The sequence below is a fragment of the Oerskovia sp. NPDC060287 genome (assembly GCF_042726775.1).
Lineage (GTDB): Bacteria > Actinomycetota > Actinomycetes > Actinomycetales > Cellulomonadaceae > Oerskovia > Oerskovia merdavium.
On sequence record NZ_JBHXBO010000003.1, the window covers coordinates 1 to 24,265 of the forward strand.

Consider the following 24,265-nt stretch of genomic DNA (forward strand, 5'->3'; position numbering starts at 1 on the left):
CCGGCCGCGGCCGGAGGTCCCTGCGCTTGCGGTGGGGTCTACCGCTGGCGGGGCTGCGGTCCGCTGGTCGCGTCCTCGAGAGGCCCGACGGCGTCGCTCGCCTCGTCCTCGTCGGTCACCAGGAGCTGGCCCTCGGCCAGGGACTCCGCGGCGATCTCTTGCTCGACCGAGGTCGCGAGCGGCTTCTCGTGGATGAAGCACAGGGCGATCGCGGCGATGAGCGCGAGCGGCACCATGTAGAGGAAGAGCGGCACGAGCGCCTCGTTGTAGGACTCGATCACGAGGGCGCGCACGCCGTCGGGCAGGGACTGGACCAGGTCCGGGGTGAGCGAGCCCGTCCCGCCCGCCGACCCCGTGCCCTGCGGGAACTTCTCCGCGATGAGCGTGGTCAGACGCGAGATGAAGACGCTGCCGACCACGGCCGATCCCAGCGTGGCACCGACCTGACGGAAGTAGTTGTTGGCCGCTGTCGCGGTCCCGACCTCGCGCAGGGGGAACGAGTTCTGCACGATCAGCGTCAGGATCTGCATGCTGCTGCCCAGCCCGATCCCGATCACCGCGAGGAACACGCAGATCATCGGGGTCGCGGTGTCGGCCTTGACGGTCGAGAGCAGCGCCAGGCCCACGCCCAGGATCAGCGAACCGACGATCGGGAGGACTTTGTACCTCCCGGTCCGCGAGACCATCTGGCCCGTGATGACCGAGGTGACGAGCAGCGATCCCATCATGGGGATCATGAGCAGGCCTGCGACGGTCGCGCTCGCGCCGGTCGCCATCTGGAGGTACGTCGGCATGTAGCCGATCGCGCCGAACATCGCGATACCGGTCGCGAGCGCCGCGATGGTCGTGACCGTGAAGTTGCGGTCCGCGAACAGGTGCAGCGGGATGATCGGCTCGTCGGCACGCTTCTCGACGAGCACGAACGCCACGGCGGCCACGACCGCCAGCGCGATGAGCCCGAGGATCGTCGCCGAACCCCACTCGTACTGCGAGCCGCCCCAGGTCCCGACCAGCACGATCGCCGTGGTGGCCACGGCCATGAGGGCCATGCCGAGGTAGTCGTGGCGCACGCGCTCGGCGCCTCGCTGCTTCCTGGGCAGGTGCAGCAGGAAGATCGCTGCGAGCGCGGCGAGGATGCCCAGGGGGATGTTGATCCAGAAGACCCAGCGCCAGCCGGGCCCCTCGGTGAACCAGCCGCCCAGCAGCGGTCCCGCGACCGAGGAGACCGCGAAGACCGCGCCCATGATGCCCATGTACTTGCCGCGCTCCCGCGCGGGGATGACGTCGGCGATCGCGGCCTGCGACAGGATCATGAGCCCACCGCCGCCCAGGCCCTGGACCGTGCGGCCCACGATGAGCAGGTTCATGTCGCCTGCGACGGCGCCGATCACGGAGCCCGCCATGAACAGCAGGATCGCGGTGAGCAGCAGGGGCTTGCGGCCCAGGACGTCCGAGATCTTGCCGTAGATCGGCATGGTGATGGTCGAGGCGAGGATGAAGGCCGTGATGACCCAGCTCATGTGCTCGACGCCGTTGAGCTCGCCCACGATGGTGGGCAGAGCACTGGACAGGACGGTCTGGTTGAGCGACGCGAGCAGCATGGTGACCATGAGGCCCATGAACAGCAGGACGATCTTGCGGTCCTTCGGTGCTGGGGCCGCCGCGGACGTGGCCTGTCCGGGCGCGGTGGGTGCCGCGCGCCGGGTGGGTGCCGGCGTGCCGCCGGCCGGGGTGGGGTGGGTCATAGCGTGGCCTCGAAGACCTCTCGGAAGATGGTGATCGCTTCGCTGATCTCGGCTTCGGCGTCGGCGTCGCTCAGGGCGGCTCCGGGGTCGCGCGAGTACGCGAAGCGCATGATGGTGCCGGCGAGCATGAGGAGCGCTCGGGCGGTGTCGGGGCTGTCGGGCAGGCCCAGCGACGCGAGCTCGCTGAACCCCGTCCCGTCCTCGGCCCGGTCGGACAGCAGGTCGTTGACGAGCGACTCGACCTGGGAGACGTAGCCCATGGCGTGCCGACGCAGCTCGGGGTGCTCCCGCACGAGAGCCTTGCGCTCGGCGAACGGCACGCCGGGGTGCAGCGTGGACCGCAGGATCGAGAGCAGGAACCGCACGACCCGCTCGAACGCGGGACCCTCGGTCTCCGCGCGGAAGGCGGCGAGCGCCTCGTCGGAGACGCTCGGGGGCACGAGCCCCAGGATCGCCTCCTCCTTGGTCGCGAAGTAGTTGAAGAACGTCCGCTGCGAGACGCCTGCCGTGGCGGCGATCTCCTCGACGGTCGCGTGGTGGAGCCCCTTCTCGCGCACCAGGGCGGAGGCCGCCTGGTGGATCGCGAGCCAGGTCTCGGCGCGCTTGCGTTCGCGGAGGGACGTCGGAGGGTTGTGCATTACTGCACTATATGCACGACTGCAAAGATTGCACAACTGCACGTTCGAGGTCTAGGTGGCGGGAGCGGAGCGGCCGTCGTCGGCCGGGCCGATCGACGACGGCCGCTCGGCACTCACGAAGGGTCGTCGACCCCCGCGCCCCTCACATCCCCATCCCGCCGTCGACCGGGAGCCCCGCACCGTTGACGAACCGCGCCGCGTCCGATGCGAGGAACACGACGGCGTCGGCCATGTCCTCGACCGTCCCCAGGCGCCCGGAGGGAGTCAGGTCGACCACGGCACCGACCGCCTCCTGGGCCGAGCCGTACAGCCCCAGGGTCGCCATGTCGTTCGCGAGCCCCGCACCCATCGCGGTCGGCACGAGGCCCGGGTAGACGCAGTTGACCCGGACGCCGTAGCCGAGCTTTCCGCTCTCCATGGCGGCGACGCGCGTCAGGCGGTCGACCGCGGACTTGGTGGCCGAGTAGACGGAGATGCCGGGGAAGGCGATCGTGGCCGCGACCGAGGAGACGTTCACGATCGCACCCCCGGAACCAGCGGGCCCACCAGGGCGCATCGCTCGCAGGCCGTGCTTGATCCCGAGCGTGGTCCCGAGGACGTTCACCTCCAGCATCCGCCGGACGTCGTCGGGATCGACCTCGGTGAGCAGCCCCGAGATCTCGATGCCCGCGTTGTTGACCAGGACGTCGAGCCCACCCACGGCGTCGATCGTCGCGGCGATCGCCCGCTCCCAGTCCGGCTCCACGGTGACGTCGAGCCGGGTGAACGCGTGCTCCTGCCCGTGCTCGGACGGCAGTCCGGCCGCGACCTGCGCTCCGCTGTCCTGCAGGTCCGCGACCACGACGGTCGCGCCCGCCGCCGCGAGAGCGCGGGCCATCCCTTCGCCGAGGCCCTGGGCCCCGCCCGTGACGAGGGCCCGGCGCCCGGTGAGGTCGAACACTGTCATGGCATCTCCTGAGGTGTCGGCAGGGCGGTCGAGACAGGGAGGACGGGCCGCGCGGCGGCCGGTCGCCACCGCTGAGGCGGCCGAGAAGTGGTGCGCGTCACATGCTCGCCGAGTCCCCGGTGCCCGTCAATCGCTCGCTCGCCCGGGCGGCTTCCGGTGGGTACGACGACGAGCAGGGCCGGCCTACCCCGCTCCGGCCCCGTGCCACTGAGACGCCGTGCGTCACGAGCCCGTGAGATAGAGATGCTCGCTCGCCGCGCCGGAGCAACGGTCCCGTCTGCCCGCGGCCCGCAGCTGGCGACCGAGCTCTCGGCGAAAGGCGCTCGACGCCTCGTCCACGGCCAGCTGGACCCGCCCGGCCGGGGACCGGACGACCAGCTGAAGCGGGCCGTAGGGGATCCAGAAGACGTCCACCTCGGTCACGCCCACCAGGTCGAGATCCGTTCGACGGGTCATGAATCGACGCAGGAGGTGCCCGTCGCGGAGGTCGAGCCGGATGCTGGGGCCCAGAGCCGCGTAGCCGATCCCGCCCACCACCACCCCACAGATCAGGAGCACCCTCCACGGTCCGTCGGTGGCGAACGCCGCCAAGGGGACGACGATCACGAGCGTGATGACGGCCAGCCCGGTCCGGTTCACGCGGTCGTACTCCACCAGGGTCGCCGCGACCGGTCCCTCGTCCATGAGTCACTCGGTTCCCGGGCCGTCGGGGAGCTCGATGTCGACGGAGGTCCGGCCGCCGCACCGAGGGCCACCAGTTCCGGGACCGGCGCAACGGTATCCCGATGGTGGGGTCCGGCATCCGCCTGGCACACGACCCACCGAGCGCAACCACCCGCCCCGGGCAACCATGGACCCATGGCCTCCTCCACGGCGGCGCAGACCGTGAGCGTCGGCGGTCACCGCCTCAAGCTCACCAACCTGGACAAGGTCCTGTACCCGGCCACGGGCACGACCAAGGGCGAGGTCCTGGCCTACCTCGCTGCGGTCGCCGACGTCCTGCTCCCCCACGCCTCGAACCGGCCGGCGACCCGCAAGCGCTGGCCCAACGGCGTCGAGGGGCCCGTGTTCTTCCAGAAGAACCTCGACGCGGGCACCCCCACGTGGGTCCGGCGCCGCACGATCCAGCACAAGCACAGCACCAACGCGTACCCGCTCGTCAACGACCTCGCGACGCTCACGTGGCTCGGGCAGATCGCCGCCCTGGAGATCCACGTGCCGCAGTGGCAGTTCGGCCGGACCGGGGTCCAGAAGAACCCGGACCGCCTGGTCCTCGACCTCGACCCCGGTGAGGGCGCGGGGCTGCCCGAGTGCGCCGAGGTCGCCCGCCTGGCCCGCGAGGTGCTGCGTGGCATGAGCCTGAACCCCCTGCCTGTGACGAGCGGCTCCAAGGGCATCCACCTGTACGCAGCCCTCGACGGGCACCAGACCACCGACGAGGTCAGCGCGGTCGCGCACGAGCTCGCCCGCTACCTCGAGGCCGAGCACCCCGACCTCGTCGTGAGCGACATGAAGAAGTCGCTGCGCGGCGGGAAGGTGCTCGTCGACTGGAGCCAGAACAACGGCAACAAGACCACCATCGCGCCCTACTCGCTGCGCGGCCGCACCCACCCCACGGTCGCCGCTCCGCGTACGTGGGAAGAGCTCGACGACCCCGACCTCGCGCACCTCGACAAGGACGAGGTCGTGGAGCGCGTGCGGACGGTCGGCGACCCGCTCGCGGCGCTCACCGCGGGCCACCTGGCCTCGCTCGAACCCACGCCCGAGCGCATGGCGACGTTCGCGCGCAAGGGCGCGACGCCGTCGGGCAGCGACGGCGACGAGCAGGACGGAGCCCCACGGCGCGACCGCCTCGAGACCTACCGCGCCAAGCGCGACGCCTCCCGGACCCCCGAGCCCGTCCCCGACGAGGCCCCTACGCCGAGTCGAGGGAACTCGTTCGTCATCCAGGAGCACCACGCGCGACGCCTGCACTGGGACTTCCGCCTCGAGCACGACGGCGTGCTCGTGAGCTGGGCCCTGCCCCGCGGCGAACCGACCGACACCCGGCAGAACCATCTCGCGGTCCAGACCGAGGACCACCCGCTCGCCTACGGCTCGTTCGAGGGGACCATCCCTGCGGGCGAGTACGGCGGGGGCGAGGTGAGCATCTGGGACGCCGGCACGTACGAGCTCGAGAAGTGGCGCGACGACGAGGAGGTCATCGTCACGCTGCACGGCGAGCAGCACGGGACACGGAGGCTCGCGTTCATCCACACTGGCGGGCACGGCCCGTCGGGGAAGGGCGAGGAGAACAACTGGCTCATCCACCTCATGGCCCCGCGCGACGAGGCCCGTCCCACGGGCCACGCGAGGCCTCGCAGCAGGGCGTCCGGGCAGCGCCCGTCCGAGACCGACGACGAGCCCGTCGGGGTCGCGCTGCCGCGCCCCATGCTCGCGACCGCCGGGACGGTCGAGACGCTGACCGCCGAGGGCGACCCCGACGACTGGGCCTACGAGATGAAGTGGGACGGGTTCCGCGTGATCGCGCAGGTCACGGGCACGGCCGACGACGCCTCGGTCCGCCTCGTGAGCCGCAGCGGCAAGGACATGACGCTCACCTACCCCGAGCTCCAGGACCTCGCGGTCCGCGTCCCGGCCGCCGACCTGCCTGTGGTCGTCGACGGCGAGATCGTGGCCCTCGACGCGCGCGGGCGCCCGAGCTTCCGCCGCCTCCAGCAGCGCGCGAACCTCACCAAGGCGGGCGACGTCGCAGCGGCCCGCGCCAAGGTCGGGGTCGAGCTCATGCTGTTCGACGTCCTGTCCGTCGGTGGGCGCTCGCTCGTCCGGCGCACGTACGACGAGCGGCGCGAGATCCTCGAGGACCTGGTCGACGGGTCGGGGACCGTGCACGTCCCGCCCGCGTTCGACGGCGACCTCGAAGGGGCCGTCGCGACGAGCCGGCAGCTCGGCCTCGAAGGTGTCGTGGCCAAACGGCGCACGAGCACCTACACGGCCGGGCGGCGCTCGCGGAGCTGGATCAAGGTCAAGCACTCGCACACCCAGGAGGTCGTGGTGGTCGGGTGGCGCCCGGGGCACGGGGACCGGTCGCACCTCGTGGGCTCGCTGCTGCTCGCGGTGCCCGACGACCAGGGCCTGCGCTACGTGGGCCGCGTCGGGTCGGGCTTCACCGAGAAGGACCGGCGCGACCTCGTGACGCGGCTCGGTCGGATCGAGCGGGTCACGAACCCGGCCCTCGACGTCCCGGCCGCGGACGCCTCGGACGCCCGCTGGGTCACGCCGCACCTGGTCGGCGAGGTCGACTACGCGGACTGGACGAGCGCGCCCGAGGGCGACGGCAAGCTGCGGCACGCGGTCTGGCGCGGCTGGCGCCCGGACAAGTCGCCCGAGGACGTGCGCCGGGAGGGCTGAGCCCTCAGTCCCGCGCGGTCTCGCCCTGCTGGGCGAGGCGGGCGCGCGCCGCGTCGCGGCTGGTCCGCAGGTGCCCGACGGCGAGCCGCGCCGCCTCCTGCCCGTCGCCCGCGCGGATCGCGGCGAGGAGGCCCCGGTGCTCGTCGACCATCTCCTGGAGGTCGACGTGCTGCCCGAGCAACCAGCGCAGCCGGCTCGCGGTGATCGCGCCGATCTCGTCGAGCAGGGGGCTCGCGGCGGTCGCGGCGACGAGCTCGTGGAAGTCGGCTCCGGCCCGGTGCGCGGCCGTCGCGTCGTGGTCGCGCGCCGCCTGCTCCTCGCGGTCGAGCGTGGCCTCGAGCTCGACGAGCCGCTCGGGGGTCCTGCGCTCGGCCGCGAGGCGGAACGTCAGGGTCTCGATCGCGGAGCGGACCTCGATGAGGTCCTCGACGTCGGCCTCCGTGAAGGTGCGTACGACCGCCCAGGTGCGGGGACGCGGGGTCACGAGCCCTTCGGCGATGAGCGTCTTGAGCGCGTCGCGCACGGGGACGCGGCTCACGCCGAGCTCGGTCGCGAGGTCGCGCTCGACGAGCTTGTCCCCCGGGGCCCGCTCGCCGTCGATGATCTGCTCGCGCACGATCCGGGCGACACGGTCGGCCTCGGGCTCGAACCGCTGCTCAACGCTCATGGGTCCATCCTCCCGCGAAAAGACGCCACTCACGGCGACCCGAAAATGGTATACCGTTTGAGCGCAGGCCGTTCCAGGGGGTTGAGACGGCCCGCGGACCGCCGAGCACCACCCGAGGAAGGACCTCTCATGCCCCCGTTCTCCACCACGCCCCCGTCCACGGTGTCGGTGCTGCGCAACGTCCGGCCCTGGGGCGGCGAGGCCGTCGACCTCCACGTCGCGGACGGACGCATCACCCAGGTGACGCCGCACGTCCCGGCCGGCGCGGCGGCGTCGGGCAGCGCGACTCTCGCCCCGGGCGAGGTCGACGGGCGCGGCCTCCTCGCCCTGCCCGGGTTCGTCAACGCGCACGCGCACGTCGACAAGAGCTGGTGGGGCAAGCCCTGGGTCAGCTACGGCGGCGAGGCCACCACGCAGGGGCGCATCGCGCACGAGCGCGAGCACCGCGACGAGCTCGGCATCCCCGGAGTCGACGTCACGGTCGCGGTCCTGCGCGAGTTCCTGCGCCACGGCACGACCGCGATCCGCACCCACGTCGACGTCGACCTGGGCCTCGGGCTGCGCGGCATCGACGTGGTCCGCGAGTCGCTGTTCGTGCTGGGCGGCGCGGTCGACGCAGAGATCGTCGCGTTCCCCCAGGACGGCGTCCTGCGCCGGCCCGGCGTGCTCGAGCTGCTCGACGCCGCGGCCGCCGCGGGGGCCGAGCACATCGGCGGGCTCGACCCCGCCTCGATCGACCGTGACCCCGTGACCCAGCTCGACGGGCTGTTCGAGATCGCCGAGCGGCGCGGCGTCGGGGTCGACGTCCACCTGCACGACGGCGGCGAGCTGGGCGCGTTCCAGATCGAGCTCATGATCGAGCGCACGGTCCGCGCCGGGCTCCAGGGCAAGGTCAACGTGGCGCACGGATTCGCGGTCGGGCAGCTGCCCGCGACCCGCATGGCCGACCTGGTCGAGGCCATGGGCGACGCGGGCATCAGCATGACGACGGTCGCACCGATCGGCGCGACCCCGCTCCCCCTCGACCTGCTGCGCGAGCACGGCGTGCGCGTGGGCCTGGGCACCGACGGCATCCGCGACCTGTGGGCGCCCTACGGGACGGGCGACCTGCTCGCCCTCACGACGCGCCTGGCCCAGCTCGCGCGCTTCCGCTACGACGAGGACCTGGTCCGCGCGGCCCGGCTCGCGACGAGCGACGCAGGCTTCTTCGTGGGCCACGACGTCCACGACCTGGTCGTCGGGTCACGGGCCGACGTGGTGCTGGTCGACGCCGAGAACACCCAGGACGCCGTGGTCCGCGCGCCGGCTCGTGCGCTCGTCGTGGCCGCCGGCCAGGTCGTCGCCCGGGACGGTGAGGTGCTGGTCTGACGGGCGCGCCGGGCCGGACGGGCCGGACGGGCCGATGAGTTCTCCGGGGATGCCCGGTCTACACCGACGACACCCTGTCCTCGCCGACCGGAGCTGCACCCCGGCGGCACGTCCGAAGGAGAACGACATGGCCGGAACCCAGATCTTCGTCAACCTGCCCGTGTCAGACCTCGAGAAGTCCAAGGCGTTCTACACGCAGCTCGGGTTCTCGATCAACGAGCAGTTCACCGACGAGAACGCGTCGTGCGTGGTCATCAGCGACACGATCTACGTAATGCTCCTGACCCACGAGTTCTTCCGCCGCTTCACGCCCAAGTCGATCGTCGACGCGCAGGGCGCGACCGAGGCGATCAACGCGATCAGCGCCGAGTCCCGCACGGGCGTGGACGACCTGGCGGACCGGGCGCTCGCCGCGGGCGGCGCGCAGACCAACCCGCCGCAGGACGAGGGATTCATGTACTCGCGCAGCTTCTCCGACCTCGACGGTCACCTGTGGGAGGTCATGTACATGGACCCGAGCACGATCGAGGGCTGACCGACCGGGACGCGACGGGCGGTGGTGGCCGGGGAATGCCTCGGCGCCGCCGCCCGTTGCCGCCTGCATGCGAGCCATCACCTACTCCCGCTACGGCGGAGCCGACGTCCTCGAGCTCAGCGAGCTCCCCACGCCCAAGGTCGGACCGGACACCGTCCTGGTCCGGGTCAGGGCCACGAGCGTGAACCCCGTGGACTGGAAGGTCCGCGAGGGCTACCTCGACGCGATCATGGACACCACGTTCCCCGTGGTGCCGGGCTGGGACGTCGCGGGCGTGGTCGAGCGCGTCGGCCTGGACACGCCCGAGCTCTCGGTCGGTGACGAGGTCTTCGGCTACGTCCGCAAGGACGTCGTCTCCGGGGGCACCACGGCCGAGCTCGTCGCGGCCCCGGTCCGCACGCTGGCCCGCAAGCCCTCGTCCTGGACGTGGGAGCAGGCAGCCGGCGCGCCGCTCGCCGGGCTCACGGCCCTGCAGACGATCGACCGCGCCGGTGTGACGAGCGGTCAGACCGTGCTCGTGCACGCGGCCGCGGGCGGCGTCGGGTCGATGGCCGTCCAGATCGCGGTGGCGCGCGGGGCGCGCGTGATCGGCACCGCATCCGAGCGCAACCACGAGTACCTGCGCTCCCTGGGCGCCGAGCCCGTGACCTACGGCGAGGGCCTGGCCGAGCGCGTGCGCGCCCTCGCGCCCGACGGCGTGGACGTCGTCCTCGACTACATCGGCGGCGAGGCGCTGGCCACCACGCCCGACGTCCTGCGCGAGGGCGGCACGGTCGCCTCGGTCGTCGACGCCGCAGCCCGCGACGAGCTCGGCGGGCACTACGTCTGGGTCCGCCCCGACGTCGAGGGGCTGACCGAGCTGGCCCGCCTCGCGGACGCCGGACAGCTCACGGTCGACGTCGCCGAGGTCTACGACCTGGCCGACGCCGCGAAGGCCCACGAGGCGAGCCGGACCGGGCACGTGCGCGGCAAGGTCGTCATCACGGTCTGACCTGCCTGGCCCGCGGGAGCGGAGTGCCTGCGAGGCACGCTGGGCGTGTCGCACAGGAACTCCGCACTCGACCGAGAAGGTGTCCGGGTGAAGCACTACCAGAGCAGCGTGCCCGACGACGACGCTGCGGTCGGACCCGACGACGTCGATCCCCCCAGAGCGCCCCTCGACGCGAGGTCCGCGCACCGGATCGCGCTCCGCTATCGAGAATGGTCCCTCCTCGACCGAGGCGGGCGCGCTGGGCGGCTCGAGGCAGACCGCCGCCTCGACGACTACGAGGAGGTCGCCCAGCGGCTCCTGCACGACCTCGACCCCCTGCCGCTGCTCGACGCCCTGATCTCGCTGGGCGTCGAGAGCGACGACGAGGGCGCTTTCCTCGACCGGGTCAGCACGGGCGCCGTCGAGGACGTCCTGAACCACCGCGCCGACCTGCACCAGCGGATCGCCGTCCGGTGCCGTGCCGAACCGTCGTGGTCCGAGGCCGTTCGCGGGGCCAGGATCGACGACGAGCTCGCGTCCCGGCTGCCGTCACCGCTGCCCGATCTCTTCCCCGCCCCTCCCCCGGAAGCCGCCGGCACGGGCGGCCTGGGGCGTCCGAACGGCCGCCGGCCGTCCAAGCGACAGGACCGTACTGGTCGACGCAGGAGCCCCACGGTCTGAACTGTCTGCCCCTACCGCTGAGTGCGGAGCTCTTGTGCGACTCGCCGGGCGTTTCGCGCAAGAGCTCCGCACTCAGTGTGGCGCCCGGCCGGTACCGTGAAGCCCATGCCCGCCACCGTCCCCGCCCTCGTCGCAGCCGACACCGCACGCCTGCGGACCCGCGCCGCACGGCACGCTCGCTCGCTCCCGCTGGCCGCAGCCGGGGTCGCCACGCTCGTGATCACCGGACTGAGCCTGCTCGCAGGCGACTGGTTGTGGCTCATGGTGCTCGTGCCGCTCGCGGCGTTCCTGCTGACGTTCCTGACGGCTTTCGTGCTGCGACTGCCCACCGGAGTGGGGGTCGGGAGCGACGGGTACGGGATCGCGATCGTCCTGAGCGCCGTGATCGCCTTCCTGCTCCCCTCGATCAGCTTCTGGATCGGCGTGCCGTCCATCCTGGGGATGGGACTGGCCGTCCTGGGACTGCGCGCCTCGGACCGCTTCCTGTGGCTGGCGGGCATCGCGACGATGGCGGTGTCCTTCGTGCTCACCGCCACGGGTGACGCCCTGTTCGACCCGTCCGTGCCCACGGCACTCGGCGGCCTCGCGCTCGGCCTGGGCCTCCTCGTGGTCGCGGGCCTCGCGCTCCGCGGGGAGCGGCAGACCCTCGCGTCGGGCGACGGCGCGCTGAGCATCGGCGACCCCGCGACCGACAACCTGCGCGTGCTCGCGGTGCTCGGGGACGCCGACGAGGCCGACCAGCCCGCGCTCGCACGCCTCACGGGCGTCGAGGAACGCAACCTCGCGGCACGCCTGCACGACCTCACCGAGGCCGGACTGGTCCATGCCCGGATCACCAAGAACCGGAACTGGGCACAGATCACTCGCGAGGGCCGCGAGGAGCTGCGGACCCGCCGCGAGGCGCTGCGCGGCGTCGCGGAGCACCGCAAGGCCTGAGCCCCACCCACGGTGGACGGCGCGTCCGGGCTGCGCTCCGCCGTCGGTCACCCCGCTCCTCCGGACTCCCGCTCGTCCGGCGCACCCGCGCCGCCGGTGGCAGGCTGGCCCCATGAGGGAGTTCACCGCACAGGACTTCGCCGCGCGCATCGACCGCGCGGCTGCCCAGGCCCGCGACGCAGGGCTCGCCGGGGTGCTCGTCACCCCCGGCCCGGACATGACGTACTTCACGGGCTACACCCCCACGGCCATGACCGAGCGCATCACGCTGCTCGTGGTCCCGGCCGAAGGGGAGGCGTCGATCGTGGTGCCCGTGCTCGAGCGCCCGGACCTCGACCGGGTACCCGGTGCAGCCGCCCTGCACGTGACCCCGTGGACCGACGGCGTCGACGAGTACGCGGTCACGGCCGGCCTGCTCGACGCGGCCGGGCGCTACGCGATCTCCGACTCGGCGTGGGCCATGCACCTGCTGGGGCTCCAGCGCACCCTGCCGGGCTCCTCGTACTCGGCCATGACGCAGGCGCTGCCCATGCTGCGCGCGGTCAAGGGACCTGACGAGATCGAGCGGCTCGCGGCAGCGGGAGCGGCGAACGACGCGACGTTCGCGGACATCGTCGAGATCCGCTTCAGCGGGCGCCGCGAGCTCGACGTCGCCGCAGACCTCGCGGGCTTCCTGCGCGACCACGGGCACTCGCAGGTCGACTTCACGGTCGTCGGCTCGGGGCCCAACGGTGCCAACCCGCACCACGAGGCGGGCGACCGGGTCATCCAGGAGGGTGACATGGTCGTGCTCGACTTCGGCGGCCTCAAGGACGGCTACGGCTCGGACATGACCCGCATGGTGCACGTCGGCGGCGACGTCACGGACCAGCAGCGCGAGGTCTTCGAGATCGTGCGCGCCGCGCAGCAGGCCGGCGTCGACGCGGTACGTCCCGGAGCGACCTGCCAGGACGTCGACCGTGCCGCCCGCGCCGTGATCACCGAGGCCGGGTACGGCGAGCAGTTCATCCACCGCACGGGCCACGGGATCGGCCTGACGACGCACGAGCCGCCGTACATGATCGAGGGCGAGGAGCAGCCCATCGTCTCCGGGATGTGCTTCTCGGTCGAGCCGGGTATCTATCTGTCGGGGAGCTTCGGGGTGCGCATCGAGGACATCGTGGTCGCGTTCCCGGACGACGTGCCCGACGGCGCCCGTCGCCTCAACCACGCGCCGCACGACCTGCACGTGGTCGAGTAGGCGGCCCTGCGGGAACCGTGGCGGACGGGCACCCGGCGCACGGCCCCACGCGCTAGGTTCGCGGCGCTCGGCCGAGAGGGCGTCGAGGATCGACGTCGGCTGGTCGTCACGGTCGTAGTTCTGCATCGACAGGACGAGGCTCTCCGACATGCCCATCAGCGGGGCGATTTGCTACGTTTCGCCCATGACATCAGTCGAGCAGGCGTCAACCTCACACCTCCAGCAGGCGGGGGGCCGTCGACGACTCGTCGCAGGTACTGCACTGGCCGCGGCAGCGCCGACCGCGCTTATCGGCTGGGCGCTCAACGAATACCTCTACGAGCTGAAATGGCTTGGCTCCTCCAGCGGTTGGCTCGACGGCAGACCCGACCAGCTCGTCGTCGTGGCAGGCACTGCAGGCATCGTCCTTCTCGTCGGGGTGGCATTCGGTGCCTACCTGCTCGGTGCCCGCCGAACGTCCTCCCGACGCCTCTCGCCCAGTCAGACACTGATGTGCACGATCACCGGCATCGGAGTCCCTCTGGTGCTGCTCGCCCTCGTGCTGCTCGTGTGGGCGGCAGCATCGCCGCTGACCTCGACTCTCGTCCCTGTCCGATAGCCTCCTAGCACCCTTCCGCAGGCCTAGAATCTCGCGTCTGGCCTGAGACGACGCGCGCCAGGTGGACCGCAACGGCGGCCACGACCAGGACACCCAGAGCCCCTCGGCACGACGAGTACGAGACCACGGCCGTCTCGGACACTCCTGTGCTCACGGCGCGGGTGCGCCACACTCTCGGTCCTGCTCCCGGCACGTGTTCGGGGGCTCGTCCGAGACGGCTCCGCTCAAGCCTCCGCCGCGTCCGCACCCGCTGAGGCGTCGGCGACGCCCGCGGCCACGACCTGCTCGTTGCGGATGCCCGCCCAGCTCACGAGGCCGCCCGCGACGAGCAGCGCGGCCGTGACGATCAGTGCCCGGTGGAACCCGGCGACGTCGAGCACGGGACCGATGACGATGCCCGCGCACGCGATGACCACGAGGCCCGCGATACGCGACACCGCGTTGTTGACGGCCGACCCGATGCCCGCGTCCGCGGCCGGGATCGAACCGAGGATCGCCGCGGTCAGGGGCGCCACCGTGATCGCGAGGCCCAGGCCGAACAGCAGGATCCCGGGGAGGAGCTGCGTGAAGTAGCTCGCCTCGGCGGTCGTCGTGAGCATGAGCAGGTACCCGCAGCCCGCGATCAGGGGGCCCACCGTCATGAACAGGCGCGGCCCGTACCGGCCCGCGAGCGCCCCGAAGCGCGACGACAGGAACAGCATGAGGAGCGTCACGGGCAGCAGGGCGAGGCCTGCGAGCGTCGCGCTGTACCCGGCGACCTGCTGCACGAACAGGGTCACGGCGAAACCGCCGAACGCGAGCGCCCCGTAGATCGCGGCCGTCGCGACGTTGCCCGCCGCGAAGTTGCGCACCGAGAACAGGGACAGCGGCAGCATGGGGTCCGGGGCGCGACGCTCCCAGCCCAGGAACGCCACGAGCGCCGCGACGCCGACGGCGAGCGGCACCCACACGACCGGGCTCGCCCACCCGAACCGCCCGTGCTCGATGAGCGCGAAGACGGGCCCGGCGAGCCCGACGGCCGCGAGCACCGCACCGCGCACGTCGATCCGGCGTCCCGTCGCGGTGTCCCCCTCCTCCATGCCGTGCAGGATCCACAGGGTCACCGCGACGGGCAGCAGGTTGATGCCGAACACCCAGCGCCACGAGAGCGTGTCGACGAGCACACCTCCGAGCAGCGGGCCGGCGATCATCGCCGTGCCCGTCCAGGCCGTCCAGGTCCCGATCGCCTTGGCCTGCGCCGCCCCGCTGAACGCCGAGATGATCATCGCGAGCGAGCTCGGCACGAGCAGTGCACCCGCGACGCCCTGTAGCCCGCGCGCGACCACGAGGAAGACACCGGTGGGTGCCAGCGCGCACAGCACCGACGTGACCGCGAACCCGAGCAGTCCCCACCACATGACGCGGCGCCGCCCGTGGACGTCGGACAGCGAACCGGCCACGAGGATGAGCGAGCCGAGCGTGATGAGGTACGCGTCGACGACCCACTGCTGGAGGGCGAGCCCTCCGAGCGCTCCCCCGGCGAGCTCGTCCGCGATCGCGGGCAGCGCGACGTTGACCACCGTCCCGTCGAGGAAGGACACGAACGAGGCGAGGATCGCGACGAGCAGCACGCGGCGTTGAGCGGGCGTCACGCCTCCACGCTAGCCCCGCCGTCGAACCTCCACCGGGTCGCGGTGTAGTCCTCGCCGCGCCCGTAGGCGTGGACCGTGACGGGGCGGACCTGGAAGACGTGGGCCTCCCCGGCGGCAGGCGGGTCGGAAGGCGCGCTCTCCGAGGGCGCCTCGCTGTCCCAGAACGCCCCGTCACGCACCTCGAAGCGCCAGTCGTACTTGCACGCCCAGCGGTCGGCCAGGCGTTGGAGCACATGGTCCTCCGTGAGGCGTTCGGCGGCTCCGGCGAGCACGACGTCGAGCCCCTCGTTCATGAGGTTGGTGCCGGTGGTCAGCACGCACCAGGGGTTCTCCTCGAGGTTGCGCGCCTTGCGCTCGGTGCGGCCCGTGCAGAAGTGGAGCGCACCGTCGGCCCAGACGGTGATGAGCGGCGTGACGTGGGGGCGCCCGTCGGGGCGGACCGTGGACAGCCAGAAGACCTCGGCGGTCTGGAGCACCTTCAGGGTGTCCGCCCAGGAGGTGGGGGCTGCGCCGGGCGACGAGAAGTCCGTCATGAGCTCGCCCGCGGTGCCACCGTCGGGGGTGGGTGCCGGGTCGGGCTGCGCGATCGATGCCGTGGTCATGGAGGCCCTCCGTCTCTCGGTCGGCGCCGTCGCCGCACCGTCCTCCTTCGACCGGCGCGGGCCCTCGAACTCATCGGTGGCGCGGGACCTCACGCGTTGGGGGCGACGGACGTCCCGGGGCCGCGGCGCCGGACCGTCACGGCGTTCTCGCCCGACGCGGCACCGGTGCCCCGTGCCACGGTCGTCGTGTCGTGCTCGCCCGGGGCGGCCGTGGCCTGTCCATCACCGTCGGCCCCCTCCACCACGAACCCTCCGTCGGCGAGCAGGTCGAGGTCCGTCTGCGCGGCCTGCCCCTCGCTCGTGAGGTAGTCGCCCAGGAAGATCGAGCTCACGATCTCCAGGGCCAGCGGCTGGAGCGAGCGCAGGTGCACCTCGCGTCCGGCCGCGAGCCGGAGCTCGGCGGTGGGGCACACGAAGCGCACCATCGCGAGGATGCGCAGGCACCGCTGGGGCGTGAGGTCCCAGGTGCCCGCGAGCGGTGTGCCCTCGAACGGCACGAGGAAGTTGACCGGGACGGAGTCGGCGCCGAGGGCGCGCAGCGCGAAGGCCACCTCGACCAGGTCCTCGTCGCTCTCGCCCATGCCCGCGACGAGTCCCGAGCAGGACGAGAGCCCCGCTCCCCGCGCCCGCTCGACCGTCTCCACGCGGTCGGCGTACTCGTGCGTGGTGCAGATGTCGGCGTACGCCGCTTCGGACGTGTTGAGGTTGTGGTTGTAGGCGTCGGCGCCCGCCGCGGCCAACCGTTCGGGCTGGCCCTCGCGCAGCAGGCCGAGGCACGCGCAGACCTCGACGTCGGGATGCTCGGTCTTGATGCCGCCGACCATCGCGGTCACGCGCGTCAGGTCGCGGTCGCTCGGCCCGCGTCCGCTCGCGACCAGGCAGACGCGACGCGCTCCGCCCGCGATCCCGGCCCGAGCCGCCGCGACCGCGTCCTCGGTGCTCAGCCACGAGTACTTCAGGACCTGGGCCGTCGAGCCGAGGCGCTGCGAGCAGTACGTGCAGTCCTCGGGGCACAGACCCGACTTCAGGTTGACCAGGTAGTTGAGCCGCACGCGTCGGCCGAACCGGTGACGGCGGACCCGACCGGCGGCGGCCACGAGGTCGAGCAGGTCCTCGTCGGCCGTCCGCAGGACCGCGAGCGCCTGGGCGCGGGCCGGCGGTTCGTCGCGCAGGCCCTGCGCGGCGAGCACGTCGAACCGCGCGCGTGCGTCGTGAGCACTGTCGAGGGCCGGCGCGAGAACGTCAGGTCGGGGCGTGGGCGTCTGGTTCACGACCCACGATCCTTCTCGCCTGGTCACGCCCGCTCCTCGGCCGACCTCCACAAGGTGACCTGCTGCTCGTTGGGCGGGACCGCAGCACGTCGTCGGCTTCCTCCAAGTACCTGGCCCACGGGTTGGCGCCGGCCCATCTCTCGACACCATACCTAGAGGTAGGTATGGTGTCGGCATGGACGATCTCGACCTCCCTCGCCGCGAACGCCTGCTCCGCGCGGCCCGTGACCTCTACTGGGCCCAGGGGGTCGAGGGCACGAGCCCCCGCCAGGTACTCGAGGTGAGCGGCGTGGGGCAGGGCAGCCTGTACCACCACTTCCCCACCAAGCACGACCTCTCGCTCGCCGCGATCAGCGCGACGACGCAGGAAGCGCTGGACTCCGTCTCGGGCGAGCTCACGGACACCGATCGTCCGCCCGTGGAGCGGCTCGTGGCCTACCTCGAGCGGCCGCGCCCCGCGCTCGCCGGGTGCAAGATCGGGCGCCTGACGAGCGACCGGTCGGTCATGGCGGACGACGAGCTGCGCTCGCCCGTCCACGACTACTTCGCGGGCCTGGTCGCGCTGGTGCAGGAGGTCTTCGAGGAGACCGGCCTGCCCGACGACGTCGCGCACGACCGCGCGTACGCGGCGGTCGCGATCGTCCAGGGAGGGTACGTGCTCGCGCGCGCCCTCGACGACCCGGCGGCGCTGAGGGCCGCGGTCGACGGGTTTGTGTCGATGCTCGAGCCGGCTCTCCAGGCCGAGGTGGTGACCCGATGAACGGCGGACCGGGCAACGACGAGGGGTCCGGGCCTGGCGACGCACGGACGGTCGGACGGACCGAGGACACGGCGGACGGACCGAGCCTCCGCGAGCGGTTGCGCGCCCTGCCGACGTTCGGACCCGGCCTGCCGACGCTCGACCCGAGCGAGGCTCCGCCGGAACCCGTGACGTTGTTCCTCGAGTGGATCGGTCAGGCGATCGACGCCGGGGTACCTCTCCCCCATGCCATGACGCTGTCCACCGCGGGGGCCTCAGGTCGGGTGACGGCGCGCACCGTGATCCTCAAGGACGTCGACGCGTCGGGCTGGTGGTTCGCGACCAGCTCGTCGAGCCCCAAGGGCCACGACCTCGCGGAGAACCCGAACGCCGCCCTCACGTTCCTCTGGCCTGCGCTCGGGCGTCAGGTCAGGATCGTCGGGCCCACGCTCGCCGCAGACACCTCGACGAGCGAGGCCGACTTCCTCGCCCGCTCGGAGGGCTCGCGCGCCGCAGCGCTCGTGGGTCACCAGAGCGAGACCCTCACGTCGCGCCAGGAGTACTGGGACGCCTTCGCGGGCACGCTCGCCTCGGTGCGGGAGGATCCCGCGCTCGTCGCACCCGAGTGGACCGCGTACGCGCTCGCGCCCACGTCGGTCGAGTTCTGGCAGGCGTCGGACGACCGCGGACAGACCCGGCTGCGCTACCGCGTGGCAGGACACCACTGGGAGAAGGGGCTGCTCTGGCCATGACAGGGACAACGCAGGACATGACATCACCGCACGCCGTCGACCCGGCACCCACGAGCCCGCTCGATTCCCCACAGGCAGCGCCCCGCGACGACCTTCCGGCGATCCGACGTGACGCGGCAGCCGCGCTGCGCGCGCTGACCGAGGCCGTCCTGGGTCTCGACGACGAGGCACTCGGGTCCCCGAGCTCGCTCGACGGATGGACCATCGGGCACGTGCTGTCGCACGTGGCGATGGTCGGAGACGCCCTCGCCCGGCAGGCCGAGCTCGCCGCCCAGGGGGAGACCGCCGAGGTGTACGAGGGCGGGGCCGAGGGGCGCGCGGCGGGTATCGAGGCCGGCGCGCACCGCACCCGGGACGAGCACGTCGACGCGCTCACCGCGGCAGGCGCGAGGCTCGAGGCCGCGTGGTCGCTCACGGACGGCTCGGGGTGGGACGCCCCGGTGACCTACCGCGAGGGGACCGTCGCCGACGTCCTCGACTGCTGGTGGCGCGAGGTCCGCATCCATGCGACCGACCTCGGCGAGGTCAGCGCCGCCCGGCGGCTCACGCCGTCGGGAACGTGGGGCCTCGCCTTCACGGACCACCTGCTCGACTTCCTGAGCCTGCGCCTGCCCGGCTCCGTGCTCGTGGTGCGGCTCGAGGACGGGGCGCGCTCCGTCGTCGGGCCCGAGGGCGCGCGGCCCGCCGCCGAGGACGCGGGCGACGACGACCTCACCACCGTGACCGGCAGCGCGGCGGACGTCGCCGCGTGGCTCGCGGGACGCGCGACGGCCATCGACCCCACGGCGCACAGGAACGGCAAGACCGTCGACCTTCCGGCGCTCGGCCCGTGGCCGTCGGGCGTCCCCGTCCGACGCTAGGCGCGGCTCACGCCCGGACCAGGACCGTCCCGTCCTCGACCGCCACCTCGAACGTCCGCAGCGCCTCGGGCTCCTTGCCGCTCGGGTCGAGGCACTCGCCCGTCGTCAGGTCCCACACCTGCTTGTACATGGGGGACGTGATGGTCGGGGTCTCACCCACCGAACCGACGATCCCGCGAGAGAGCACGTTCGCCCCGGAGTACGGGTCACGCTGCTGGACCGCGAGCACGCGGTCGTCAGCCAGCCGGTAGACCGCGACCTGGGTCCCCTCGACGAGCGCAGCGACTCCGCGCTCGGGGACGAGCCGCTCGAAGGGGCAGACCGTGGTCCATGCCGTCGCGCTCACTTGCGAACCTCCACCGTGCGGGCGATCACCGGGTTGTTGTCCGACGGCTCGCCGGGGCGGGCCGGGCGCACCTGCCCGCGCACGCCCACGTAGGCGAGGTCGGGGTCGTGCTGGTCGGGGGCGTTGACGAACGACACGAACCGCGACAGGCGGTCCGGGTCGTCGAGGGTCTGCGCCCACTCGTCGACGTAGGACTCGACGTGCTGGGCGATCTCGGCCTCGAGGTCGGCCGCGATGCCGAGCGAGTCCTCGACCAGGACCTTGCGCAGCTCGACGATCCCGCCCGGGAAGTCCGCGACCCAGGGGGCGGTGCGCTGCAACCGGTCCGCGGTCCGCACGTAGTACGCGAGGAACCGGTCGATCACGGCCACGAGACGTTCGTCGTCGAGATCCTCTGCGAGGAGCTCGGCGTGGCGCGGGGTGAATCCGCCGTTGCCGCCCACGTAGACGTTCCAGCCCTTCTCGGTCGCGATCACGCCCACGTCCTTGCCGCGGGCCTCGGCGCACTCGCGCGCGCACCCCGAGACCCCGACCTTGAACTTGTGCGGCGAGCGCAGCCCGCGGTACCGCAGCTCGAGGCGCACGGCCATGCCCACCGAGTCCTGGACCCCGAACCGGCACCAGGAGGAGCCGACGCACGACTTCACGGCCCGCAGCGACTTGCCGTAGGCCTGGCCGGACTCCATGCCCGCGTCGACCAGCCGGCGCCAGATCTCGGGGAGCTGGTCGATCCGCGCCCCGAACAGCCCGATGCGCTGTGCTCCCGTGACGCGCGTGTAGAGCCCGAAGTCCTTCGCGACCTGCCCGATCACGATGAGGTTCTCGGGCGTGATCTCCCCGGCCGGGACACGCGGCACCACCGAGTAGGTCCCGTCCTTCTGCAGGTTGGCGAGCGCCCGGTCGTTGGTGTCCTGGAGCGCGGCCTGCTCGCCGTCGAGGATGTACCCGCCCCACAGCGACGCGAGGATCGAGGCCACGACGGGCTTGCAGACCACGCAGCCGCGACCCGTGCCGTGCGCTGCGACGATCTGGGTGAAGGTCCGCAGCCCGTCCTGGCGCACGAGCGCGAAGAGCTCGGCGCGCGACATCGAGAAGTGCTCGCACATGGCCTTCGACACCGTCACGCCGCTGGCCTCGAGCGCGGTGTTGACGATCTTGGTGAGCACGGGCACGCACGACCCGCACACCGTCCCGGCCTTGGTGCAGGCCTTGACCTCGCCCACGCTCGTGCAACCGTGCTCGGTCACCGCCCCCCGGACCGTCCCGGCCGTGACGTTCGCGCACGAGCAGACCACGACGTCGTCGGGCAGGTCACCACCGAGAGCCGGAGCCCCGCCTTCTGGGGCGAGGAACGCCGACGGGTCGGCGCCCAGCGAGCGTCCCAGCATGGGGCGCAGCGACGCGTACAGCGCGGTGTCCCCCACGAAGACCCCGCCGAGCAGCGTGCGCGCGTCGTCCGAGACCACGAGCTTGCGGTACGTGCGGGCGACCGGGTCCGCGAACGTGACCTCGAGCGCACCGGGCGTCAGCCCGAACACGTCACCGAAGCTCGCGGCCTCGATGTCGACGCCCTTGAGCTTGGTCCCCTCGGGAGCCGGGGAGTAGGTGGCGCTGCCGCCCAGGAGACGGTCGACCACGACGTCGGCCATGGCGTTGCCCGGTGCGACCAGGCCCACGCACTGGTCCTCGAACGACGCGCACTCGCCCGCGGCCCACACGGCCGGGTCCGAGGTGTGGCACGCCGCACCCACCACGACGCCGCCGCGCTCGCCGATCGCCAGACCGGCCTCGCGCGCCACGCGGTCCCGCGGGCGGATGCCCGTCGAGAAGATCACGACGTCGGCCGGGATGCGCGACCCGTCCGACAGGTCCATGGTCCCCACGGCGCCGTCGCCCGCCGCCGTGAGTCCCGTGGCGCCCGTCGACGTCCGCACGTCGATGCCGCGGTCGGTCACGAGCACGCGCAGCGCCTCACCACCCGCGTCGTCGAGCTGGACGCTCATGAGCCGGTCCGCGAACTCCACGACGGTCGCGGACGTCCCGAGCCCCTGGAGCGCGGCTGCGGCCTCGAGCCCCAGCACGCCTCCCCCGACCACGACGCCGTGCAGCGTGCGCCCCAGGCGCTCGGTGCGCAGCTCGACGTACTCGCGCAGCGCCTGCACGTCGGCCATGGTCCGGTAGCTGAACACGCCCGGCAGGTCGGTGCCCTCGGTCCGCGGCGTCCAGGCCCACGACCCGGTCGCCAGGACCAGGTGGTCGTAGGCGAGGACCCGTCCCGAACGGGTCGTGACGGTCTGCGCCTCGCGGTCGACGGCCGCGACGGCGTCCCCGGTGACCAGCTCGGTGCGGGGGTCCTCCCAGACCGTCGGGTCCATCGTCAGGTCGTCCGCCGAGCGGCCGCCGAAGAACTCGGACAGGTGGACGCGGTCGTACGGGGCGCGGTCCTCGTCGCCGACGACGGACACCCGCCACTCCCCCTCGGGCGAGCGTGCGATCATCTGGCTCACGAACCGGTGGGCGACCATGCCGGCGCCGACCACCACGACGCGGCCGGGGGTGGGAGTGCTCATCTGGGGGGCCTCATAGGACGTTGGGGTGTGACGTGGAGCGAGGTGACGAGTCGAGGCCGACCGGGGCGGGATCTGCCTCGCGCACCATCCTCGTCCATAGATACGAGCGATCGTGGTCAAAACTGCTGATCAGCGCGTCGCGAGGACTTTCGAGGGGCTGCCGAGGGACCTTGGTCCCGAGAAAGTGTGACCCACGACCGTGACGGACCGCACACCATGTGCACTCCTTCACAAGCGTAAAATCGAGCGCGTGGCGACTAAGAAGACAACGGGTCAGAACACCATCGACGTAGCCCTCATCGGCGGCGGCATCATGAGTGCGACCCTCGGCGCCCTCCTGAAGCTCCTCGAGCCCTCGTGGACCATCAAGGTCTTCGAGCGCCTCGACGCGGTGGCCCAGGAGTCCTCCAACCCGTGGAACAACGCTGGCACCGGCCACGCTGCGCTCTGCGAGCTGAACTACACCCCCGAGAAGGCCGACGGCACCGTCGAGATCGCCAAGGCGGTCGCGATCAACGAGCAGTTCGAGGTGTCGCGCGAGTTCTGGCACCACCTGCTCACCGGCGGTCACCTGCCCGAGCCCGCGAGCTTCATCAGCCACACCCCGCACATGACGTTCGTGCGCGGCGCGGCCAACGTGGACTACCTCAAGCGCCGCTTCACCGCGCTGAGCGCCCACCCGCTGTTCAGCGAGATGGAGTTCACCGACGACCCCGCGGTCATCGCGCAGTGGGCCCCCCTCCTGGTCCTCGACCGCGACAGCGACGAGGCCGTCGCAGCGACCCGCGCGACGAGCGGCACCGACGTCGACTTCGGCGCCCTGACCTCCCAGCTCTTCGCCTACCTCACGGCCAACGGCGTCGAGCTGAACCTCCAGCACGAGGTCAACAAGCTCAAGAAGCGCAAGGACGGCACCTGGGACGTCACCGTCAAGGACGTGTCCTGGAACGCCAAGGCGGCCCCGCGCACCGTGAACGCGCGCTTCGTGTTCGTCGGCGCCGGCGGTGGCGCGCTGCCGCTCCTGCAGAAGGCGGGCATCAAGGAGGCCAAGGGCTACGGCGGCTTCCCCATCAGCGGTGAGTTCCTGCGTACGGACGACCCGGAGCTCGTCGCGCAGCACCAGGCCAAGGTCTACGGCAAGGCCGACGTCGGCTCGCCGCCCATGTCCGTCCCGCACCTCGACACCCGCGTGGTCGACGGCAAGACGTACCTGATGTTCGGCCCGTACGCCGGGTTCAGCCCCAAGTACCTCAAGAAGGGCTCGCTGCTGGACCTGTTCACCTCGCTGCGGACCCACAACATCGGGTCCATGCTCGGTGCGGGTCTCAAGAACATCGACCTCACCCAGTACCTCGTGGGCCAGCTCCTCGCGAGCCCCGAGTCCAAGTTCACGGCGCTCCAGGGCTTCATGCCCACCGCGCACCCCAAGGACTGGGAGAAGATCACCGCGGGCCAGCGCGTCCAGGTCATCAAGAAGGACCCCAAGAAGGGCGGCGTGCTCGAGTTCGGCACCGAGGTCATCGCGGCCGCCGACGGCTCGATCGCCGGCCTCCTGGGCGCCTCACCGGGCGCCTCGACCGCGGTCCCCGCGATGATCGACCTGCTCGAGCGGTGCTTCCCGCAGCAGTTCGCCACGTGGCGTCCCGAGCTCGCGACCATGATCCCGAGCCTCGGCCAGGCCCAGTGGGAAGCGACCGAGCTCGACTCGCTCTCCGCCGCCGCCGGCCCCTCGGAGGAGGCGGTCGGCGCCCGCTGACCT

Annotated in this window: 22 protein-coding genes; 12 read left to right on the forward strand and 10 right to left on the reverse strand. The window is 72.2% G+C overall.

Features of this window, described 5'->3' with window-relative positions:
• Nucleotides 1–38: 38 nt before the first annotated feature.
• The 4 genes from ACFWFR_RS00345 to ACFWFR_RS00360 all read right to left on the reverse strand — a co-directional run bounded on the left by ACFWFR_RS00345 (nucleotide 39) and on the right by ACFWFR_RS00360 (nucleotide 4,013).
• The gene (locus tag ACFWFR_RS00345) at nucleotides 39–1,745 is read right to left on the reverse strand and encodes an MDR family MFS transporter (RefSeq protein ID WP_377620412.1); all 1,707 of its coding nucleotides are present in this window, start codon (nucleotides 1,743–1,745) and stop codon (nucleotides 39–41) included.
• Nucleotides 1,742–2,383 carry a helix-turn-helix domain-containing protein gene (locus ACFWFR_RS00350; protein ID WP_354507046.1) on the reverse strand — a complete coding sequence of 214 codons (642 nt, stop codon included), beginning with the start codon at nucleotides 2,381–2,383 and terminating at the stop codon, nucleotides 1,742–1,744. The genes ACFWFR_RS00345 and ACFWFR_RS00350 overlap by 4 nt, the downstream gene beginning before the upstream one ends.
• Before the next feature lie 142 nt (nucleotides 2,384–2,525).
• Nucleotides 2,526–3,329: an SDR family NAD(P)-dependent oxidoreductase gene (locus tag ACFWFR_RS00355; protein WP_191805473.1), complete on the reverse strand. Its 804-nt coding sequence runs from the start codon at nucleotides 3,327–3,329 to the stop codon at nucleotides 2,526–2,528.
• A gap of 222 nt (nucleotides 3,330–3,551) precedes the next feature.
• Nucleotides 3,552–4,013, reverse strand: coding sequence for a hypothetical protein (locus tag ACFWFR_RS00360; protein WP_377620414.1), 462 nt, complete (start codon nucleotides 4,011–4,013; stop codon nucleotides 3,552–3,554).
• Between the two features lie 174 nt (nucleotides 4,014–4,187).
• On the opposite strand from ACFWFR_RS00360, the gene ACFWFR_RS00365 reads away from it, so the two are divergent.
• Nucleotides 4,188–6,740, forward strand: a complete 2,553-nt coding sequence (locus ACFWFR_RS00365) for an ATP-dependent DNA ligase (RefSeq protein ID WP_377620416.1) — start codon at nucleotides 4,188–4,190, stop codon at nucleotides 6,738–6,740.
• A 4-nt stretch (nucleotides 6,741–6,744) separates the two neighbouring features.
• Here the strand turns inward: ACFWFR_RS00365 and ACFWFR_RS00370 are convergent, their stop codons facing one another.
• Nucleotides 6,745–7,407 carry a GntR family transcriptional regulator gene (locus tag ACFWFR_RS00370; protein ID WP_377620418.1) on the reverse strand — a complete coding sequence of 221 codons (663 nt, stop codon included), beginning with the start codon at nucleotides 7,405–7,407 and terminating at the stop codon, nucleotides 6,745–6,747.
• Nucleotides 7,408–7,536: 129 nt separating this feature from the next.
• Here ACFWFR_RS00370 and ACFWFR_RS00375 point away from each other — a divergent pair, with 129 nt between their 5' ends.
• From ACFWFR_RS00375 to ACFWFR_RS00405, 7 genes are all read left to right on the forward strand, one after another.
• Nucleotides 7,537–8,775: an amidohydrolase gene (locus tag ACFWFR_RS00375; protein ID WP_377620419.1), complete on the forward strand. Its 1,239-nt coding sequence runs from the start codon at nucleotides 7,537–7,539 to the stop codon at nucleotides 8,773–8,775.
• A 127-nt stretch (nucleotides 8,776–8,902) separates the two neighbouring features.
• A complete protein-coding gene (locus tag ACFWFR_RS00380; protein ID WP_191805478.1) occupies nucleotides 8,903–9,310 on the forward strand; it encodes a VOC family protein in 408 nt (135 codons plus the stop codon).
• Nucleotides 9,311–9,377: 67 nt separating this feature from the next.
• Nucleotides 9,378–10,301, forward strand: a complete 924-nt coding sequence (locus ACFWFR_RS00385; RefSeq protein WP_377620421.1) for an NADP-dependent oxidoreductase — start codon at nucleotides 9,378–9,380, stop codon at nucleotides 10,299–10,301.
• A gap of 87 nt (nucleotides 10,302–10,388) precedes the next feature.
• The gene (locus tag ACFWFR_RS00390; RefSeq protein WP_377620423.1) at nucleotides 10,389–10,961 is read left to right on the forward strand and encodes a hypothetical protein; all 573 of its coding nucleotides are present in this window, start codon (nucleotides 10,389–10,391) and stop codon (nucleotides 10,959–10,961) included.
• A 105-nt stretch (nucleotides 10,962–11,066) separates the two neighbouring features.
• The gene (locus ACFWFR_RS00395) at nucleotides 11,067–11,897 is read left to right on the forward strand and encodes a hypothetical protein (RefSeq protein WP_377620425.1); all 831 of its coding nucleotides are present in this window, start codon (nucleotides 11,067–11,069) and stop codon (nucleotides 11,895–11,897) included.
• A gap of 112 nt (nucleotides 11,898–12,009) precedes the next feature.
• Nucleotides 12,010–13,137: a M24 family metallopeptidase gene (locus ACFWFR_RS00400; protein ID WP_377620427.1), complete on the forward strand. Its 1,128-nt coding sequence runs from the start codon at nucleotides 12,010–12,012 to the stop codon at nucleotides 13,135–13,137.
• 184 nt (nucleotides 13,138–13,321) lie between these two features.
• Entirely contained in the window at nucleotides 13,322–13,735 is a 414-nt protein-coding gene (locus ACFWFR_RS00405) for a hypothetical protein (protein WP_377620428.1), read from the forward strand.
• Between the two features lie 224 nt (nucleotides 13,736–13,959).
• On the opposite strand, the gene ACFWFR_RS00410 is transcribed toward ACFWFR_RS00405, so the two are convergent.
• From ACFWFR_RS00410 to bioB, 3 genes are all read right to left on the reverse strand, one after another.
• Complete coding sequence (locus ACFWFR_RS00410) at nucleotides 13,960–15,366, reverse strand: MFS transporter (protein WP_377620430.1); 1,407 nt, start codon at nucleotides 15,364–15,366, stop codon at nucleotides 13,960–13,962.
• Nucleotides 15,363–15,968: a pyridoxamine 5'-phosphate oxidase family protein gene (locus tag ACFWFR_RS00415; protein WP_377620432.1), complete on the reverse strand. Its 606-nt coding sequence runs from the start codon at nucleotides 15,966–15,968 to the stop codon at nucleotides 15,363–15,365. Before ACFWFR_RS00415 ends, ACFWFR_RS00410 begins: the two co-directional genes overlap by 4 nt.
• A gap of 89 nt (nucleotides 15,969–16,057) precedes the next feature.
• Complete coding sequence (bioB, locus tag ACFWFR_RS00420) at nucleotides 16,058–17,158, reverse strand: biotin synthase BioB (protein WP_377620472.1); 1,101 nt, start codon at nucleotides 17,156–17,158, stop codon at nucleotides 16,058–16,060.
• 256 nt (nucleotides 17,159–17,414) lie between these two features.
• Between bioB and ACFWFR_RS00425 the strand changes: the two genes are divergently transcribed.
• From ACFWFR_RS00425 to ACFWFR_RS00435, 3 genes are read left to right on the forward strand one after another with little or no spacing between them, the layout of a single operon-like run.
• Nucleotides 17,415–17,999: a TetR/AcrR family transcriptional regulator gene (locus ACFWFR_RS00425; RefSeq protein WP_377620434.1), complete on the forward strand. Its 585-nt coding sequence runs from the start codon at nucleotides 17,415–17,417 to the stop codon at nucleotides 17,997–17,999.
• On the forward strand, nucleotides 17,996–18,730 hold the full coding sequence (locus ACFWFR_RS00430; protein WP_377620436.1) for a pyridoxal 5'-phosphate synthase: 735 nt from the start codon (nucleotides 17,996–17,998) through the stop codon (nucleotides 18,728–18,730). Before ACFWFR_RS00425 ends, ACFWFR_RS00430 begins: the two co-directional genes overlap by 4 nt.
• Nucleotides 18,731–18,747: 17 nt before the next feature.
• On the forward strand, nucleotides 18,748–19,590 hold the full coding sequence (locus ACFWFR_RS00435; RefSeq protein WP_377620437.1) for a maleylpyruvate isomerase family mycothiol-dependent enzyme: 843 nt from the start codon (nucleotides 18,748–18,750) through the stop codon (nucleotides 19,588–19,590).
• 7 nt (nucleotides 19,591–19,597) lie between these two features.
• Here the strand turns inward: ACFWFR_RS00435 and nirD are convergent, their stop codons facing one another.
• On the reverse strand, nucleotides 19,598–19,936 hold the full coding sequence (gene nirD / locus ACFWFR_RS00440; RefSeq protein WP_068708463.1) for a nitrite reductase small subunit NirD: 339 nt from the start codon (nucleotides 19,934–19,936) through the stop codon (nucleotides 19,598–19,600).
• Complete coding sequence (gene nirB, locus ACFWFR_RS00445) at nucleotides 19,933–22,506, reverse strand: nitrite reductase large subunit NirB (RefSeq protein WP_191805491.1); 2,574 nt, start codon at nucleotides 22,504–22,506, stop codon at nucleotides 19,933–19,935. Before nirB ends, nirD begins: the two co-directional genes overlap by 4 nt.
• 241 nt (nucleotides 22,507–22,747) lie before the next feature.
• On the opposite strand from nirB, the gene ACFWFR_RS00450 reads away from it, so the two are divergent.
• A complete protein-coding gene (locus tag ACFWFR_RS00450; RefSeq protein WP_377620474.1) occupies nucleotides 22,748–24,262 on the forward strand; it encodes a malate:quinone oxidoreductase in 1,515 nt (504 codons plus the stop codon).
• Nucleotides 24,263–24,265 lie beyond the last annotated feature (3 nt).